Below are 16,018 nucleotides of genomic sequence, written 5' to 3'. Positions count from 1 at the left end.
GGACCCTGCACCCCACGCCCGCGGGCCGCGCCGCGCTGCAGCGGCTGAGCGAGGCGGTGCTGGCGCACGATGCGGCGCTGGTGCAGGCGGTGGGCGAGGGCGGCGGGCAACTGCATCCGCTGCTGGAGCGCCTGGCAACGGCGGCGGCAGCGGCGTCGTCCGCGCCCCTCCCTTGATCCCCGCCCCCCTGATGGCCCCATGGCTCCGGCCGGCACGGTCGTCTGGCATGCTTTCCGGCCTTGCCCCAACAGAACCCACACAAGGAGACAACGCATGACGAAGATGAACCGACGCCAGGCCGGCCTGGCGCTGGCAGGGCTGGCCGCCGCTGGCCTGGGAGCGCCCGCACGGGCGCAGCAGGGCGTGCCCCGCATCCTGGTGGGGTTTCCCGCCGGGGGATCGATCGACGTGGTGGCCCGCCGCCTGGCCGAGCAGTGGCGTGGCCGCACCGGCACCACCACGGTGGTCGAGCAGAAGGTGGGCGCGGGCGGGCGCATTGCCCTGGCCACGCTCAAGGACGCGCCGCCCGATGGGCTCACCCTGGTGCTCAGCCCCTCGTCCATGCTGACCATCTACCCGCACGTCTACAAGCGCCTGCAGTACCGGCCGGCCACGGACTTCATCGCCGTGACGCCGGTGGCCCTGTCCACCTGCGGCTTCATGGTCGGGCCGAAGGTGCCCGAGTCGGTCAAGACCCTGCGCCAGTTCGCCGACTGGACGAAGGCGCGGACCGAGCCCGAGGGCTACGCCTCGCCCGCGGCCGGTGCCATGCCGCACTTTCTGGGCACCCAGTTCGCCCGCGCGGCCGGCATCCAGCTCACGCATGTGCCCTACCGTGGCGCGGCCCCGGGCCTGCAGGACCTGATGGGCGGGCAGGTCGCCTCCGGCTGCTTCAGCGTGGGCGACTGCCTGCCGCATCTGCCCACCGGCCGGGTGCGCGTGCTGGGCGTGACCGACACGCGGCGCTCGCGCTTCCTGCCCGATGTCGCCACGTTCGAAGAGCAGGGCTTCGCCGGCATCCACGGCGTGGAAAGCTATGGGCTGTACCTGCCCGCCAAGACGCCCGCCGCGCAGGTCGACCGGCTGCTGGCGCTGGCGCAGCAGGCGATCCGCGATCCGGCCGTGGTGGAGTCGCTGGCCAAGCTGGGCTTCGAGCCCGTCAGCAGCACCCCCGAAGAGTTCGCGCGGCAACTGGCGCAGGAGCGCGAGCGCTGGGCACCCGTGGTGGCGGCGTCGGGCTTTTCGTCCGAGGAATAGCCGCCGCGCACGGGGCGGGCCGGGTCAGTCCCAGGCCGGTGCCAGGCCTTGCGGATCGACCAGCCGGCCGCCGCGCTCCAGTGCGGCGATGCGCTGCATCTGCCCGTCCGTCAGGCGCAGCTGCGGTGCTTTCAGATTGCTTTGCAGGTGGGCGCGCTGCGTGGACGAGGGAATCACCGCATGGCCCAGTTGCATGGCCCAGGCGAGGGCCACCTGCGCCGGCGTGGCCGCCAGTTCCGCCGCGATGGCCTGGATCACCGGGTCCTGCAGCACCTGGCCGTAGGCCAGCGTCATGTACGACGTGGTATGGATGCCCTGGCTGCGCGCGAAGTCCACCACCGCGCGGTTCTGCAGGTAGGGGTGCAGCTCGATCTGGTGCGTGGCGATGCGGTCCGCACCCACGGCAGCGATGGCTTCGCGCAGCAGGGGGATGTTGAAGTTCGATACGCCGAAGGCCCGCGTCAGTCCCTGCGCCTGGGCCTCGGCCAGTGCGCCCAGCGACTCTCCCACCGGCACCGCGCCGCCGGGCGACGGCCAGTGGATCAGCGTGAGGTCCACCCGGTCGGTGCGCAGCCTGGCGAGGCTTTCCTTCAGGCTGGGAACGAGCCGGTCGGCCGCCAGGTGGTCGGTCCAGACCTTGGTGGTGATGAACAGTTCGTCGCGCGGCACGCCGCTCTCGGCGATGGCCTGGCCGACCTCGGACTCGTTGCCGTAGATCTGCGCGGTGTCGATGTGGCGGTAGCCCAGCGCCAGCGCGGTTTTCACCGAGTCGATGACGATCTGGTCCTTCAGGCGGAAGGTGCCCAGGCCGAAGGCAGGCACGGTGGGGGCGGCAACGGGTGTGGTCATGAAAGTCTCCGATGGAAATGAAGGGGTGAACGGAAAAAGGTTGGCCATGCAAAGCGGCCGGATCAATGGACTGCGACGGCCGGATTGCCCGTGCGCACCGCGAAGCGGCTGCGGCGGTCCAGCACCGCGCTGTAGTGCGTGAGGGGCAGCGACACCAGCAGGCCGGCCGAGGGCAGGCCGATGGAAACATCCGCCGCCGCCGTGGGCAGCAGGCTGACGATCACGAAGTCGCTCCGATGGCGAAAGCGCTGAGCGTCAGCGCGAACAAGGCAATGGGCATGGAAGCACTCCTGAAGATGCGCCGAGTCTGCGGGTTTATCCTTTGCAGAAAAACCCGGTTTCGCTCCATAGATACTTGCCCTGGAATCAACAATGAAACGGCCGGACCACGCACCATGAAGACCACGCTCGAAGAACTCCAGGCCTTTGCCGCCGTGGTGGACGGCGGCTCCATCACGGCCGCCGCCGAGCACCTGGGCCAGACCGTCTCCGGCATCAGCCGGGCGCTGGCGCGGCTGGAGAAGAAGCTCGAGACCACCCTGCTGCGCCGCACCACGCGCCGCATCGAACTCACCGAAGAGGGCCAGGCCTTCCTGGCCCGCACCCGCGCGATCCTCGCCGCGCTGGACGACGCCGAGGAGCACATGGCCGCACGCCGGCTCCAGCCCGCCGGCCGACTGCGCGTGAACGCCGCCACGCCGTTCATGCTGCACGCCGTCGTTCCGCTGGTGCCCGAGTTCCGCCGCGCCTACCCGCAAATCACGTTGGAGCTGGACACCGACGAGCTGAACATCGACCTGCTGGCGCGCCGCACCGACGTGGCGATCCGCATCGGCCCGCTGCGCGACTCCACACTGCACGCCCGGCCGCTGGCCACGAGCCGCATCCGGGTGCTGGCGAGTCCGGCCTATCTCGCCGAACACGGCCGGCCCAGGACCGCGGCGGCCCTCGGCCGCCACACGCTGCTGGGTTTTTCACAGGTCGAATCGCTCAACCGCTGGCCGCTGCGCGGCGCGCATGGCGACGAATGGCCTATCACGCCGGACATCACCGCCTCCAGCGGCGAAACGCTGCGCCAGCTGGCATTGCGGGGTGCGGGCATCGTGTGCCTGTCCGACTTCATGACCGCCGCCGACCGCGACCGGGGCGATCTGGTGCAGGTCCTGGCGAAGGACACGGCCGACGTGCGCCAGCCGATCAGCGCGGTGTACTACCGCAACACGCAGCTGGCCGCGCGCATCGCGTGCTTTCTGGATTTTTTGCAGGAGCGGCTGAAGGCGTTCTGAGGGGGTGGGGGGCGATTCAGGCGCGCGCCGTAATCGTGGCGGCCCAGGCGGTCTTGCCGGCATTTCCGAGCCGGCCCTCCGGCTGCAACCCCTCAGCCCAGCGTTTCCAGGAACGTCTTGCGCCACCAGTGGATGTCGTGCTCCCGGATGCGCTCCATCAGCGCCTGGTGGCGCCGCTGGCGTTCCTTGAGCGGCATCTGCAGCGCGGTCTGGATGGTGTCGGCCATGCCCTGCGTGTCGTAGGGGTTGACCAGCAGCGCTTCCTTCATCTGCTCGGCCGCGCCGGCGAAGCGCGACAGCACCAGCACGCCGGGGTCGTCCGGGTCCTGGGCGGCGATGTATTCCTTGGCGACGAGGTTCATGCCGTCGCGCAGCGGCGTCACCAGGCCCACGGCGGCGGCGCGGCACAGGCCCGGCACGCGCTTGCGGGCCACGGTGCGGTGGATGTAGCGCAGCGGCATCCAGTCGAGTTCGCCGTAGTCGCCGTTGATGGCGCCGCACAGGCCTTCCAGCTCCTGGCGCAGGTCGGCATAGGCGTCCACGCTGTCGCGGGTGGGCGAGGCGATCATCACCAGCGTGGCGCTGTGGTGGTTCTCGGGGTAGCGCGCCAGCAGCTCGCGGAAGGCGCGCACGCGCTGCGGGATGCCCTTGGAGTAGTCCAGCCGGTCGATGCCCAGCAGCAGGCGCCGGCGCGAATACTCGTCGCGCATGGCGGTGAAGGTCTGCACGGCCTCGGGCGCGGCGGCCAGGCGGGTGAATTCGTCCACGTCGATGCCGATGGGGAAGGCCCCCACCTGCACCGTGGCGCCGAAGGCGCGCAGGTGCTGCGGGCCCACGGTTTCCGCATTGGCCTCGTTGCTCAGGTAGCGCGTGAAGTGCGACACGTCGGCCTCGCTCTGCAGGCCCACAAGGTCGTAGGCGAACAGGGAGCGCATGAGCCATTCGTGCTGCGGGATGGCGGCCATGATGAGCGGCGGCGGCACCGGGATGTGCAGGAAGAACCCGATGCGCTGGCGGCAGCCCAGCGCCCGCAGCTCGGCGGCAAGCGGGATCAAGTGGTAGTCGTGCACCCAGATGGTGTCGTCTTCCTTGAGCAGCGGCAGCAGCTTGCGGGCGAACATCTGGTTCACGCGGCGGTAGCCGGCGATGTAGCTGGCGTTGAAATCCGCCAGGTCCAATCGGTAATGGAACACGGGCCACAGCACGCTGTTGCTGTAGCCGCTGTAGTAGCTGTCGTGGTCTTCCTGGCACAAATCCACGGTGGCCAGGGTGACGGTGCCCGCCTGGCGCGTCTGCAGCTTGCCTTCACCGGGCAGGCCGTCTTCGGAGATATTGCCGCTCCAGCCGAACCACAGGCCTCCGGTGCGGCTCAGCGTCTCGCCCAGCGCGACCGCCAGGCCTCCGGCGGCGGGCTTGCGGGGGTCGGCGATGCGGTTGGAGATGACGACGAGGCGGCTCATGGGAAATTTCCTTGCGGTGCGAACGGGCAGTCGGGGTGGGCGTGGCGGATGCGGTGCCTTTCAGATCACGCTGTCCCAGGGGTCGGACAGCCGGACGGCGGCATTGATGATGCCGACCATGGAATAGGTCTGCGGGAAGTTGCCCCACATCTCTCCGGTCTGCGCGTGCGTGTCCTCGGACAGCAGTCCGAGCGGGTTGCGCGTGGCCAGCAGGGCCTCGAAGATCTCGCGCGCCTTCGCCTTTCGGCCGATGCGGGCCAGCGCGTCGATGCGCCAGAACGCGCAGATGTTGAAGGCGGTGTCGGGCTTGCCGAAGTCGTCGGCGGCCTCGTAGCGGCGCATGTAGGGGCCGTCGCAGAGCGACGCCTCCATGGCGTCCACCGTCGAGACGAAGCGTGGGTCCATCGGGTCGATCAGGCCCACCTCGGCCATCAGCAGCACGCTGGCGTCCAGTTCGTTGCCGCCGAAGCTCTCGGCGAAGGCCTGGCGCTCCTCGCTCCAGGACTTTTCCAGGATCTCGTCGCGCATCGACCGGGCGTGCGCGCTCCAGTAGTCGGCGCGTTCCGGCAGCTGCAGCGAGTGGGCGATCTTGGCCAGGCGGTCACAGGCGGCCCAGCTCATCAGCGCCGACGAGGTGTGCACGCGGGCGCGGGTGCGCAGCTCCCACATGCCGGCGTCGGGCTGGCCGTACACGCGCACGGCCAGCTCGCCGATCTGCTCCATGCGCGAGAACTCGGTCGCGCCCGCCGGGTGCAGCAGCCGCTGGTCGTGGAAAGCCTGGGCCGCGCCCAGGATGATGTTGCCGTACACGTCGTGCTGGAAATGTTCGGCCGCCTGGTTGCCCACCCGCACCGGGCCCATGCCCCGGTAGCCGGCCAGGTGCGGCACGAAGGCCTCGGGCAGGTCGTGCTCCAGGCCGATGCCGTACAGCGGCTGGATGTGGCCGTCGCTGGCCTCGGCCACCACGTTGCTGAGCCAGCGCAGGTAGTCCTCCATCGTCGCCGTCTCGGACAGGCTGTTGAGCGCCCGCACGACGAAGAACGCATCGCGCAGCCAGCAGTAGCGGTAGTCCCAGTTACGGCCGCTGTCCGCGGATTCGGGAATGCTCGTGGTCATGGCCGCCACGATGGCGCCGGTGTCCTCGAACAGCGAGAGCTTGAGCGTGATGGCCGCGCGGATCACCGCGTCCTGCCATTCGAGCGGCACGGCCAGGCGCTGCGTCCAATGGCGCCAGTACCACACGGTTTCCTGCTCGTAGTGGCGCGCCGTGTCGGCAATGCCGGCGGGCAGCGACTCGTCGGCACCCAGAAGGAAGTTGTGCTCGCGCGCCATCACGAAGGGCTGGCCCGACAGCACGTGGGAGATGGGCACGTCGGTGTTCAGCCGCAGCGTCAGCTCCTCGCCCACGTAGCGGATGTGGTTGCTGCCCTGCGTGATCTCGGGCGCGTCCTTGCCCCAGCCGTAGCGCACGTCCACCGTCACGCGGATGCGCGGTGCGCCCTCGAGTCGGCGCACGCGGCGCACCAGCATCATGGGCCGGAAGTAGCGCGACCGGGCGTAGAAGCGCGGGGCGAAATCCGTGATTTCGATGCTGTTGCCCGAACGGTCGGTGAGCCGCGTGCGCAGCACCGCGGTATTGGGCTCGTACCACTGCTCGGTGGTGGCGAGGTCTTCGATTTCGATGGCGAAGCGGCTGCCTTCGTCGCCCGGCTGCAGCAGGGCGTTGAACACCGGGTCGCCGTCGAAGCGGGGCAGGCAGCACCACACGATGTGCGCCTGCGCATCCACCAGGGCGCTGATGGCGCAGTTGCCGATCAGGCCCAGGGCGAGCGAGGGCTCGGCGGGCGGGCCGAAATGGGAACCGGTCTTCATGCGGCGGGCCTTTCCGGCGCCGCCATCTGGTAGAGCCATTCGCGCAGGACGGTGGTGTCGTCGCAGCGCACCGTCGCCTGCGTCTCGCCCGGGCCCACCTTGATGCCGATGCCGCCCAGGGCCTGGGTGGCAACGAAGCCGTTCTCGTCCGTCACGTCGTCGCCCGCGAACACGGGGATGCGGCCCTGGAAGGGCGGGTGCTGCATGAAGTCGGTGATCGCCCGTCCCTTGCTGGGTCCCGATGGCTTGATCTCCAGCACGCACTTGCCCTGCATCAGTTCGAGCCCGGGCGCGTGCTTCAGCGCATGCTCCAGCGTCGATCGGCACAGCGCTTCGAGTTCCTGCGCCTGCCGGTAGTGCAGCGCGACGCCGGCGCTCTTGCGTTCCAGGACCAGGGCGGGATAGCGGTCGCGCAGTGCCTCGATGGTGCGGATGACCGCCGTCAGATCCATGGCCGGCACGGCCCCCACGAGCCCGCTGTTCAGGCGGTACTGGGCGCCATGCTCGCAGGCCAGCGGCAGCTGAAGGGGGGACAGGAAGCGGTCGATGTCGGCTTGCGTGCGGCCCGTCGCGATGGCCAGGGCACCGCCCAGCCGCTCGTGCAGCGCCTGCAGCGCCGGCACGATGCCCGGGGGCACCTGCACCGCATCGGGGTGGGACGCAATATCGGCGAGCGTGCCGTCAAAATCGAGGAAAAGTGCGTATCTCGCAGTCAGTAGCGGTAGATTTTGCATTGCCAGCCACCTTACCAGAAGCCTTCGCGCGGGCTGTAGGCGCCAAGGCAGGGCGGCTGTAGGCGGGTTGAAAACGCCCGCCGCAGCGCCCATGTGCGATGGGCCTGCCCCGGTGCCCTGTGCCAGCCTGGGCCACCACCCTTCCTCATTGCGGCCTTCCATGAACGACACCTCGCCCCTCCACATCGTCTGCCCCCATTGCCACACCACCAATCGCGTGCGGACGGACCAGCTGGCGAGCGCGCCCGACTGCGGGCAGTGCCATCAGCCGCTCTTCGCCGGCGCCCCTCTGGCGCTGGACGCCGATGGTTTCGAGCGCCACGTGCAGCGCAGCCACATTCCGGTGCTGGTGGATTTCTGGGCGCCCTGGTGCGGCCCGTGCAAGTCGCTCGGGCCCATCCTGGAGAAGCTGGAGACCGAGTACGAGGGCCGCTTCAAGCTCGTGAAGATCGACTCCGACCAGGAGCAGCAGATCGCCGGCATGTTCGGCATCCGCAGCATTCCCACCTGCGTGCTGCTGATGAACGGCCAGCCCGTCGATGGCTTCATGGGCGCCCAGCCCGAGGGGCAGGTGCGGGCCTTCCTCGACAAGCACGTGCCCACCGCCGAGGCGGCCCTGGCCGAGCAGGAGGAGGAGCTGGCGCAGGACGCGCTGGCCGACGGCGATACCGACACCGCGCTGGAAAAGCTGCAGCACGCCGTCGCCACCGACCCCGCCAACGACGACGCCCGCTTCGACTACGTGAAGCTGCTGCTGCAGCTGGGCCGCGAGGACGACGCCAAGGTCGCCTTCGCCCCCGTGATCGCCAAGGCCCCGGCATCGCGCAAGCTGGGTGCGCTCAAGGCCTGGATGGATGCGATCGATTTCGTGGCCAGGGAGGCAAACGGCCCTTCGGCGTTGGCCGATTTCGATGCCGGGATTGCCGCCAACCGCCGCGATTTCGACGCCCGCTTCGGCCGGGCGCGCTGGTTCATCGCGCACCAGCGCTGGACCGAGGCCATGGACGAACTGCTGGAAATCCTCATGCGCGACAAGGCCTGGAGCGACGAGGCCGCGCGCAAGACCTATGTGGCCGTGCTCGAGATCATCGAGCCGCCCCGGGTGAAGGTGGCCGAAGGCCAGATCCCGCCGGAAGACCCGACGGTCGCCACCTACCGCCGCCGCCTGTCCAGCGTGGTGCTGAGCTGACCGGCGCCCCAGCCACCGAAGCCGCCCGGTCCATGGGCGCTGAACGGGCCCGTGCGGCGGCCCTGGCCGTGGCCTCGGTGCTGGTTCTCGCCCTGGCGGGCTGCGCCACATCGCCCCCGCCCGATGCCATGGTCATCGGCACGGTGTTCTCGCGTGAGCGCCTTTACGTGCCGCCCGACGAGCCGGCCGTGTTCGAGGCGGCGCTGCTCGACGTCTCGCGGCCTGACGCGCCGCCCACGGTGCTCGGGCGCCAGCGCATCGAGCTGCCGGGGCCGCCGCCGTACCAGTTGCAGATTCCTTTCCGGTCCGCGCTCACGCAGCCGCTGCTGCCGGGCCGCTACCGGGTTCGCGCCTCGCTGTCCCTGCAAGGCTATGTGCGGTTCGCCTCCGATGGCATCCATCCGCTGCCGCCGGACCCGGCCTATCGGCGCGTGGATGTCGAGCTGCACCGCCTGCCTCTGGACAAGGCGACCGCGCAGGCCGAGGTGCCGCTGCGGCAGACCTACTGGCGGTTGGTGGAAATCGACGACACGGCCGTGCCGCCGGCCCCCGCTGGCGCGCCCGAGCCGCATCTGGTGCTGGACAGCGAAGGGGGACAAGCGCGCGGGGCAGGGGGCTGCAACCGCTTTCTGGCGAGCTACGCGGTCGATGGCGTGCGCCTGCGGATGACGCAGATCAACACGACCCTGCAGCTGTGCCTGCAGACGGCCACCCTGGAGGGCCGTTTTTTTGCACGCGCTGGACGAAGTCCGGACCTACCGCCAGGAAGGGCGGCAACTGCTGCTGTTCGGCGAAGAGGCGCGCGTGCTGCTGCGGCTGGAGGCCATCGAGCTGGAGTGAGGCGGCCGCACGGGCCGCCCGATGCCGCTGCGCTCCCTGGCGCGCGCGGCAGGGCCGTTCAGCCTACCAGGCGCTCGAGCGCCTCGCGGTACTTGGCGGCAGTCTTCTCGACCACTTCGCGCGGCAGGCGCGGGGCGGGCGCGGTCTTGTTCCAGGGCTTGCCGTTGATCTGCGTCTGCTCCAGCCAGTCGCGCACGAACTGCTTGTCGTAGCTGGGCGGGTTCTCGCCGGCGGCCAGAGCGCTTTCGTAGCCTTCCACGGGCCAGTAGCGCGAGCTGTCGGGCGTGAGCACCTCGTCCATCAGCACCAGCGTGCCGTCGGGCGCGAGGCCGAACTCGAACTTGGTGTCGGCAATGATCATGCCCTTTTCCAGCGCGATGGCCGCAGCCTCCTGGTAGATGGCGATGCTGAGGTCGCGGATCTTCGTGGCCAGCTCGATGCCGATCATCTCCACCGTGCGCTCGAAGGTGATGTTCTCGTCGTGCTCGCCCATCGCGGCCTTGGCGGCCGGGGTGTAGATGGGCTGCGGCAGCTTGGCCGCATTGGTCAGGCCCTCGGGCAGCTGCACGCCGCACACGGCGCGCGATTCCTGGTATTCCTTCCAGCCGCTGCCGGCCAGGTAGCCGCGCACCACCGCCTCCACGGGGATCGGCTGCAGGCGCTGCACGAGCATCGAGCGGCCCCGCACCTGGGGTGCTTCGTCCGGCGTCACCACGCTCTCGGGATCGTCGCCCGTCAGGTGGTTGGGGCACAGGTGGCCCAGCTTGTCGAACCAGAACAGTGCCATCTGCGTGAGCAGCTCGCCCTTGCCCGGAATCGGCTCGCCCATGATCACGTCGAAGGCCGAGAGGCGGTCGCTGGCCACCATCAGGATGCGGTCGTCGCCCACGGCGTAGTTGTCGCGCACCTTGCCGCGCGCGAGCAGCGGCAGGGACGTGAGGGCGGAGGTGTGCAGTGCGGAGGAAAGGGGCAGGGTCATGGTGGGTGAAGCGATTGCGAACGAGAAAGCCGCGGCTTTCGGCGGCAGGGCCGGCCAGTCCGCGATTTTAGGGCGCGTGCCGGGATGGCCGGTGCAGGGCGGTCGGGAGGGTGGGGCGTGGGCCGGGACCGCAGCGGACGGCGGGCCATCGCGTCGGCAGGGCGCCGTGCCGGCGGTGCGCCCCGCGAAGGCGTCTGCGCTGTGTGCCGCGGAGCAAAGCCAGGCTATTTTGCGCCGTTTTTCGGCCCTTGGCACCTGGGAGGGCAAGACCCGACAGCCGACTTCGGTATGCGTTTGCAATTGCCCGGGGGCGGGCGCATAGTGAATCCAACACATGCATGAGTTGACCTTTCGCCGGGCCGTCCTTCCACCAGACCTTTGAGGACGGCGCTTCTTCAACGCAAGCCCAGGAGGCCAGTTTTATGAACCTGACGATCAGCGGTCACCACCTCGAAGTCACTCCCGCATTGCGCGCCCATGTGACGGAAAAGCTGGACATCATCAGCAAGCATTTCGACCAGGTGGTCGACGTCAAGGTGCTGCTCACCGTCGAGAAGCAAAAGGAGAAGGAAAAACGCCAGCGCGCGGAATGCAACGTGCATGTGAAAGGCAGTGATCTGTTCGCCGAGAGTTCCCATTCCGACCTGTACGTGGCCGTGAACGAACTGGTGGAAAAGCTGGACCGCCAGGTGGTCCGCCACAAGGACCGCATCCAGAACCACCACCATGGCGCCATCAAGCGGGAGCTGGTGGCCTGATGGGTGCCGGGGCCTGAGCAGCCAGGCCCTTCGCCACGCCGCCCTCAGGGGCGGTTTTTTTATGCCCCTCCTCAAAGTGCTCAGGGTTTATGCTAGGGGGTGCATAATCGCAACCCTCCACCATGAACCGTCTTGCCTCCATCCTGCCTGCCGCTCAAGTGCTCGTGAGCGTCGACGCCACCAGCAAAAAGCGCGCTTTCGAAGAGGCAGGGTTGTTGTTTGAGAGCCAGCACGGCCTGTCGCGCGCCCTCATCACCGACAGCCTCTTTGCCCGCGAGCGGCTGGGCTCCACGGGACTGGGCCACGGTGTCGCCATCCCGCATGGCCGCATCAAGGGCCTGAAGGCGCCGATGGCCGCCGTCTTCCAGCTGGCCCACCCGATCGGTTTCGATGCGCCGGACGAGCAGCCCGTCGGGCTCCTGATCTTCCTGCTGGTGCCCGAGGCGGCCACGCAAAAGCACCTGGAGATCCTGTCCGAGATCGCCGAGCTGCTGAGCGATGGCTCGCTGCGCGAGCGCATCAAGGGCAGCACCGATGCCGCCGAACTGCACGGCCTGATCGCCGGCTGGCAGTCCGCCCAGGCCACCGCCTGACCCCTCCGCCGCTGCGAACGCTGAACCTTCCGTGAAACCCAACGTCGTCAGCGCCGATGTCCTGTTCGAGGAGTTCCGCGGCCCGCTGAAGTGGGAATGGGTCGCCGGCCTCGGGGCCTCCGAGCGGCGCTTCGACGAGGTGGCCGTGCGCTCCGCGCGCTCCGGCGCCGACCTGGTGGGCTACCTCAATTACATCCATCCGTACCGGGTGCAGATTCTGGGCGAGCGCGAAACCGCCTACCTCACCAACGCGACGCCCGAGGACTGCAAGCGCCGCATCGCCCGCATCGTCACGCTGGAGCCGCCCGTGCTGGTGCTGGCCGACAGCCAGGTCGCGCCCGATGCGCTGCTGTCCATGTGCGAGCGTGCGCAGATCCCGATGTTCTCCACGCACGAGTCGTCGGCCTTCGTCATCGACGTGCTGCGCGCCTACCTTTCCAAGCACTTCGCCGACCGCACCACCATGCACGGCGTGTTCATGGACATCCTGGGCCTGGGCGTGCTGATCACCGGCGAGTCGGGCCTGGGCAAGAGCGAGCTGGGCCTGGAGCTGATCTCGCGCGGCAACGGCCTGGTGGCCGACGACGCGGTGGACCTGTTCCGCATCAACCAGACCACCATCGAGGGCAAGTGCCCCGACCTGCTGCAGAACCTGCTGGAAGTGCGCGGCATCGGCCTGCTGGACATCCGCGCGATCTTTGGCGAGACCGCCGTGCGGCGCAAGATGCGGCTCAAGCTCATCGTGCACCTGGTGCGCAAGGAAACGCTGGAGCGCGACTACGAACGCATGCCCTACGAGCCCCTCACGCAGGACGTGCTGGGCGTGCCGGTGCTCAAGGTGGTGATCCAGGTGGTGGCGGGCCGCAACATCGCCGTGCTGGTCGAGGCGGCCGTGCGCAACACCATCCTGAACCTGCGCGGGATCGACACCTACCAGGAATTCGTGGAGCGGCACCGCCGCGCCATGGAGCGCGACGGCTCCTGACCATCGCGCCGCGTCCCGGGCCCGCCGGGCGGCGCGCGCCCGCTGCTCAGCGGTGCTGCGTGGTGGCCAGCTTGGCGCAGGTGGCGCACTGGCCGTACAGCGCCATCGAGTGGTCCTGCACCACCCAGCCCTTCGACTTGGCCACCAGCTGCTGGCGCTTTTCGATCTCGGGGTCGTAGAACTCCTCGACCTTGCCGCAGACCGTGCAGATGAAGTGGTCGTGGTGCTGGCCCTCGTTGAGCTCGTACACCGCCTTGCCGCTTTCGAAGTTGCTGCGGTTCAGGATGCCCGCCTGCTCGAATTGCGTGAGCACGCGGTACACCGTGGCCAGGCCGATGTCCGAGCGCTCCTGCAGCAGCACGCGGAACACGTCTTCTGCGGTCATGTGGCGCTGCGCGCCCTTCTGGAAGATCTCGAGGATCTTCAGGCGCGGCAGGGTCGCCTTCAGGCCGGTGCTCTTGAGTTCGTCGATGTTCGTCATGACAGGGGTTTCCGTGTACCAAACCAGCGTGCCAAAGCCCGGGAGAAGCTGCCGCTACAATGGGTCGGATCATATCGCCTATGCCTAACTCCATGTCCGTTTCCGCCCGCTGCAGCGCCCGTTGGGCCCTGACCCTGTTGATCGGCGCCAGCTTGACGGCCTGCGGCAGCTTCGACAGCGCCAGCAACCGCGTCGCCAGCCTGGTCACTCCCTACAAGGTGGACGTGGTTCAAGGCAACTTCGTCTCCCGCGAGCAGGTCGAGGCGCTCAAGCCCGGCATGGGGCGCCAGCAGGTCAAGGAAATCCTTGGCACGCCGCTGGTGACCAGCCTGTTCCACGCCGACCGCTGGGAATACGTCTTCACGCTCAAGCGCCCCGGCGTCGAGGTGCAGTCGCGCAAGCTGACCGTGTTCTTCAACGGCGATGTGTTCGAGCGCGCCGAGGGCGACGAGATGCCCACCGAGGCCGAGTTCGTCGCCACCCTGGGCACCCGGACCCCCAAGAACAAGGTGCCGGTGCTGGAGGCGACCGAGGCCCAGCTGGCCAAGTTCCCCAAACCGGCCACGCTGCCCGAACCTGCCGATTCGCCCGTGCCCACGCCGCCGTCCAGCTACCCGCCGCTGGAATCGTCGACCCGCTGATTCCCGCCGGCCAGGGCCTAGTGAACACCGGCCCTGCGGCTTAGCCGCTGATCTTTCCATGACCGCCACCACTTCCCCGAACGCATCCCCCTCCACCCCTTGCCGCGTGGCCGTCGCCGGGGCCTCCGGCCGCATGGGGCGCATGCTGATCGAAGCCATCCGCGACACCGGCGGCGAATGCGTGCTGGCCGGCGCGCTCGACGTGGCGGCCAGCCCCGCCATCGGCTCCGACGCCACCGCCTTCCTGGGCCATGCCAGCGGCGTGGCCATCACGGCCGACGTGCGCGAAGGCCTGCGCCACGCCGACGTGCTGATCGACTTCACCCGCCCCGAGGGCACCATGGCCCACCTCGCGGTATGCGCCGAGACGGGCGTCAAGATGGTCATCGGCACCACGGGCCTGTCCGACGCGCAAAAGGCCGAGATCGCCGCCGCCAGCGAACGCACCGCCATCCTGCTGTCGCCCAACATGAGCGTGGGCGTGAACGTCACGCTCAAGCTGCTGGAGCTGGCCGCCAAGGCCATGTCCACCGGCTACGACATCGAGATCATCGAGTCCCACCACCGCCACAAGGTGGATGCGCCCTCGGGCACCGCGCTCAAGATGGGCGAGGTCATCGCCCAGGCCCTGGGGCGCGATCTCAAGGACTGCGCCGTCTATGCCCGCGAGGGCATCACGGGCGAGCGCGATCCGTCGAGCATCGGCTTTTCCGCCATCCGCGGCGGCGACATCGTGGGCGACCACACCGTGCTGTTCGCCGGCACCGGCGAGCGCATCGAGATCACCCACAAATCCGCCAGCCGCACGACCTATGCCCAGGGCAGCCTGCGCGCCGTGCGATTCCTCGCCGCGCACCAGACCGGCCTGTTCGACATGTTCGACGTGCTGGGCCTGAACGCCGCCTGACGGCCGGCGCGCACGCGATGGACGGCCTGCACTGGTGGCGTCAGGGCGACGCGGTCACCCAGATCAGCGCGCTGCTGCTGCTGGCCATGTCGGTCGCCAGCTGGGTCGTGATCGTCTGGAAGGCCCTGCTGATGCGCCGTGCCCGCCGCGATGCGGCCCGCGCCATCGCCGCCTTCTGGCAAGCCCCGTCGATCGCCCTGGCGGCCGAGCGCCTGCCTGCCTTCGACCGCGATGGCCTGGTGATGCCGCTGGTGCAGGCGGCCAGCGCCGTGGCCGGCGCCAATCAGGCCCCCGCCACGCTGGCTGCGCGCGGCAGCCTGTCCCAGCAGCTGACGCGCGGCCTGCGCGATGCACTGCACGGCGTGCTGGGCCGGCTGCAGTTCGGGCAGGTGCTGCTGGCCACCGTGGGCTCCACCGCACCGTTCGTGGGCCTGTTGGGCACCGTGTGGGGCATCTACCATGCGCTCACCGCCATGGCCGGGGCCGGCCAGATCACCATCGACCGAGTGGCGGGCCCGGTGGGCGAGGCGCTGGTCATGACGGCCGCCGGCCTGACCGTGGCCATTCCCGCCGTGCTGGCCTACAACGTGTTCGGCCGCTTCATCGGCCGCACCGAGGCCGACCTGGAAGGCTTCGCGCGCGACCTGCGCGAGCTGGTGCTGGATGAATCCGGCATCGCCCCGCCCGCCGCGGCGAACGACTGACCGGCGACGGACTCCCGCCCCGCACGCGCCATGGCATTCGGCCGACTCGAACGCACCACCGGGCCGCAGCCCATGAGCGACATCAACATGACCCCGCTGGTGGACGTAATGCTGGTGCTGGTGGTCATCTTCATCCTGACCGCGCCGCTGCTGGCCAGTTCGATCCGGCTGGACCTGCCGCGCGCCGACGGCGCCACGCCCGGCGCGCCCCCGCAGTCGGTCACCGTGGTGCTCGACAAGGAGGGCCAGGCCTACCTGGACGACGTGCCGCTCGCCCCGCAGGCGCTGGCCGCGCGCCTGGCGCAGCTGGCCAGGGAGCAGCCCGACACCGAGGTGCAGTTGCGCGCCGACACCGCCGTGCCGTATGGCCGGGTGGTCGAGGTGATGGGGGCGGCCAACGCCGCGGGCCTGCGGCGCATCGGCTTCGTGGCGGACCCGGCCGCGCCGGGCATCCCTTCCGCCGCTCCGGCCTCTCCCGCTGCT

The 16,018-nt window shown here is 69.4% G+C and carries 16 protein-coding genes and 2 pseudogenes; 11 read left to right on the top strand and 7 right to left on the bottom strand.

Features of this window, described 5'->3' with window-relative positions:
* The first annotated feature begins 273 nt into the window (after window positions 1-273).
* Window positions 274-1,257, top strand: coding sequence for a Bug family tripartite tricarboxylate transporter substrate binding protein (locus AC27IO_RS12580; protein WP_284425388.1), 984 nt, complete (start codon window positions 274-276; stop codon window positions 1,255-1,257).
* A 24-nt stretch (window positions 1,258-1,281) separates the two neighbouring features.
* On the opposite strand, the gene dkgB is transcribed toward AC27IO_RS12580, so the two are convergent.
* Together dkgB and AC27IO_RS12570 are read right to left on the bottom strand one after the other, a co-directional pair.
* A complete protein-coding gene (gene dkgB / locus AC27IO_RS12575) occupies window positions 1,282-2,106 on the bottom strand; it encodes a 2,5-didehydrogluconate reductase DkgB (protein WP_498739115.1) in 825 nt (274 codons plus the stop codon).
* Between the two features lie 146 nt (window positions 2,107-2,252).
* A pseudogene (locus AC27IO_RS12570) lies at window positions 2,253-2,386 on the bottom strand (MFS transporter); the annotation flags it as partial.
* Window positions 2,387-2,501: 115 nt separating this feature from the next.
* On the opposite strand from AC27IO_RS12570, the gene AC27IO_RS12565 reads away from it, so the two are divergent.
* Window positions 2,502-3,392: a LysR substrate-binding domain-containing protein gene (locus AC27IO_RS12565; RefSeq protein ID WP_498739114.1), complete on the top strand. Its 891-nt coding sequence runs from the start codon at window positions 2,502-2,504 to the stop codon at window positions 3,390-3,392.
* Window positions 3,393-3,484: 92 nt separating this feature from the next.
* Here AC27IO_RS12565 and otsA read toward each other — a convergent pair whose 3' ends face one another.
* The 3 genes from otsA to otsB are packed head-to-tail and all read right to left on the bottom strand — an operon-like array spanning window position 3,485 to window position 7,458.
* Window positions 3,485-4,852, bottom strand: coding sequence for an alpha,alpha-trehalose-phosphate synthase (UDP-forming) (otsA, locus tag AC27IO_RS12560; protein WP_272565231.1), 1,368 nt, complete (start codon window positions 4,850-4,852; stop codon window positions 3,485-3,487).
* Between the two features lie 60 nt (window positions 4,853-4,912).
* Window positions 4,913-6,724, bottom strand: coding sequence for a glycoside hydrolase family 15 protein (locus tag AC27IO_RS12555; RefSeq protein ID WP_498739113.1), 1,812 nt, complete (start codon window positions 6,722-6,724; stop codon window positions 4,913-4,915).
* Window positions 6,721-7,458 (bottom strand): trehalose-phosphatase, encoded by a 738-nt coding sequence (gene otsB, locus AC27IO_RS12550; RefSeq protein WP_284429681.1) that lies wholly within the window; start codon window positions 7,456-7,458, stop codon window positions 6,721-6,723. Before otsB ends, AC27IO_RS12555 begins: the two co-directional genes overlap by 4 nt.
* 160 nt (window positions 7,459-7,618) lie before the next feature.
* On the opposite strand from otsB, the gene trxC reads away from it, so the two are divergent.
* Complete coding sequence (trxC, locus tag AC27IO_RS12545; RefSeq protein WP_487113825.1) at window positions 7,619-8,647, top strand: thioredoxin TrxC; 1,029 nt, start codon at window positions 7,619-7,621, stop codon at window positions 8,645-8,647.
* A gap of 32 nt (window positions 8,648-8,679) precedes the next feature.
* Window positions 8,680-9,321 (top strand): annotated as a pseudogene (locus AC27IO_RS12540) (YbaY family lipoprotein); the annotation flags it as partial.
* Window positions 9,322-9,545: 224 nt separating this feature from the next.
* Here the strand turns inward: AC27IO_RS12540 and AC27IO_RS12535 are convergent.
* Complete coding sequence (locus AC27IO_RS12535) at window positions 9,546-10,466, bottom strand: phosphoribosylaminoimidazolesuccinocarboxamide synthase (protein WP_272566745.1); 921 nt, start codon at window positions 10,464-10,466, stop codon at window positions 9,546-9,548.
* Window positions 10,467-10,888: 422 nt separating this feature from the next.
* On the opposite strand from AC27IO_RS12535, the gene hpf reads away from it, so the two are divergent.
* From hpf to hprK, 3 genes are all read left to right on the top strand, one after another.
* Window positions 10,889-11,224: a ribosome hibernation-promoting factor, HPF/YfiA family gene (gene hpf / locus AC27IO_RS12530; protein WP_487089462.1), complete on the top strand. Its 336-nt coding sequence runs from the start codon at window positions 10,889-10,891 to the stop codon at window positions 11,222-11,224.
* Window positions 11,225-11,346: 122 nt separating this feature from the next.
* Window positions 11,347-11,817 (top strand): PTS sugar transporter subunit IIA, encoded by a 471-nt coding sequence (locus AC27IO_RS12525; RefSeq protein ID WP_272550568.1) that lies wholly within the window; start codon window positions 11,347-11,349, stop codon window positions 11,815-11,817.
* Between the two features lie 31 nt (window positions 11,818-11,848).
* Entirely contained in the window at window positions 11,849-12,802 is a 954-nt protein-coding gene (gene hprK / locus AC27IO_RS12520; RefSeq protein ID WP_272566747.1) for an HPr(Ser) kinase/phosphatase, read from the top strand.
* Window positions 12,803-12,848: 46 nt separating this feature from the next.
* Here hprK and fur read toward each other — a convergent pair whose 3' ends face one another.
* Complete coding sequence (gene fur, locus AC27IO_RS12515) at window positions 12,849-13,283, bottom strand: ferric iron uptake transcriptional regulator (RefSeq protein ID WP_272566748.1); 435 nt, start codon at window positions 13,281-13,283, stop codon at window positions 12,849-12,851.
* A 92-nt stretch (window positions 13,284-13,375) separates the two neighbouring features.
* On the opposite strand from fur, the gene AC27IO_RS12510 reads away from it, so the two are divergent.
* The 4 genes from AC27IO_RS12510 to AC27IO_RS12495 all read left to right on the top strand — a co-directional run.
* A complete protein-coding gene (locus AC27IO_RS12510) occupies window positions 13,376-13,924 on the top strand; it encodes an outer membrane protein assembly factor BamE (protein ID WP_284407324.1) in 549 nt (182 codons plus the stop codon).
* A gap of 58 nt (window positions 13,925-13,982) precedes the next feature.
* A complete protein-coding gene (dapB, locus tag AC27IO_RS12505; RefSeq protein ID WP_284431586.1) occupies window positions 13,983-14,831 on the top strand; it encodes a 4-hydroxy-tetrahydrodipicolinate reductase in 849 nt (282 codons plus the stop codon).
* A gap of 17 nt (window positions 14,832-14,848) precedes the next feature.
* Entirely contained in the window at window positions 14,849-15,535 is a 687-nt protein-coding gene (locus tag AC27IO_RS12500) for a MotA/TolQ/ExbB proton channel family protein (RefSeq protein ID WP_284407322.1), read from the top strand.
* 30 nt (window positions 15,536-15,565) lie between these two features.
* Window positions 15,566-16,018, top strand: a 453-nt coding sequence (locus AC27IO_RS12495) for an ExbD/TolR family protein (protein ID WP_498739112.1), incomplete at its 3' end; no start/stop codon positions are given.

Source organism: Acidovorax sp. KNOB132 (assembly GCF_057541515.1).
This window is presented reverse-complemented; position numbering and strand designations above follow the sequence as displayed.

Coding starts and splice junctions, on each gene's coding strand:
- otsB (WP_284429681.1), bottom strand. CDS start 7,458: ATGCAAAATCTACCGCTACTGACTGCGAGATACGCACTTTTCCTCGAT.
- hpf (WP_487089462.1), top strand. CDS start 10,889: ATGAACCTGACGATCAGCGGTCACCACCTCGAAGTCACTCCCGCATTG.
- otsA (WP_272565231.1), bottom strand. CDS start 4,852: ATGAGCCGCCTCGTCGTCATCTCCAACCGCATCGCCGACCCCCGCAAG.
- AC27IO_RS12565 (WP_498739114.1), top strand. CDS start 2,502: ATGAAGACCACGCTCGAAGAACTCCAGGCCTTTGCCGCCGTGGTGGAC.
- trxC (WP_487113825.1), top strand. CDS start 7,619: ATGAACGACACCTCGCCCCTCCACATCGTCTGCCCCCATTGCCACACC.
- dapB (WP_284431586.1), top strand. CDS start 13,983: ATGACCGCCACCACTTCCCCGAACGCATCCCCCTCCACCCCTTGCCGC.
- AC27IO_RS12500 (WP_284407322.1), top strand. CDS start 14,849: ATGGACGGCCTGCACTGGTGGCGTCAGGGCGACGCGGTCACCCAGATC.
- AC27IO_RS12535 (WP_272566745.1), bottom strand. CDS start 10,466: ATGACCCTGCCCCTTTCCTCCGCACTGCACACCTCCGCCCTCACGTCC.
- AC27IO_RS12555 (WP_498739113.1), bottom strand. CDS start 6,724: ATGAAGACCGGTTCCCATTTCGGCCCGCCCGCCGAGCCCTCGCTCGCC.
- AC27IO_RS12580 (WP_284425388.1), top strand. CDS start 274: ATGACGAAGATGAACCGACGCCAGGCCGGCCTGGCGCTGGCAGGGCTG.
- AC27IO_RS12510 (WP_284407324.1), top strand. CDS start 13,376: ATGTCCGTTTCCGCCCGCTGCAGCGCCCGTTGGGCCCTGACCCTGTTG.
- dkgB (WP_498739115.1), bottom strand. CDS start 2,106: ATGACCACACCCGTTGCCGCCCCCACCGTGCCTGCCTTCGGCCTGGGC.
- fur (WP_272566748.1), bottom strand. CDS start 13,283: ATGACGAACATCGACGAACTCAAGAGCACCGGCCTGAAGGCGACCCTG.
- AC27IO_RS12525 (WP_272550568.1), top strand. CDS start 11,347: ATGAACCGTCTTGCCTCCATCCTGCCTGCCGCTCAAGTGCTCGTGAGC.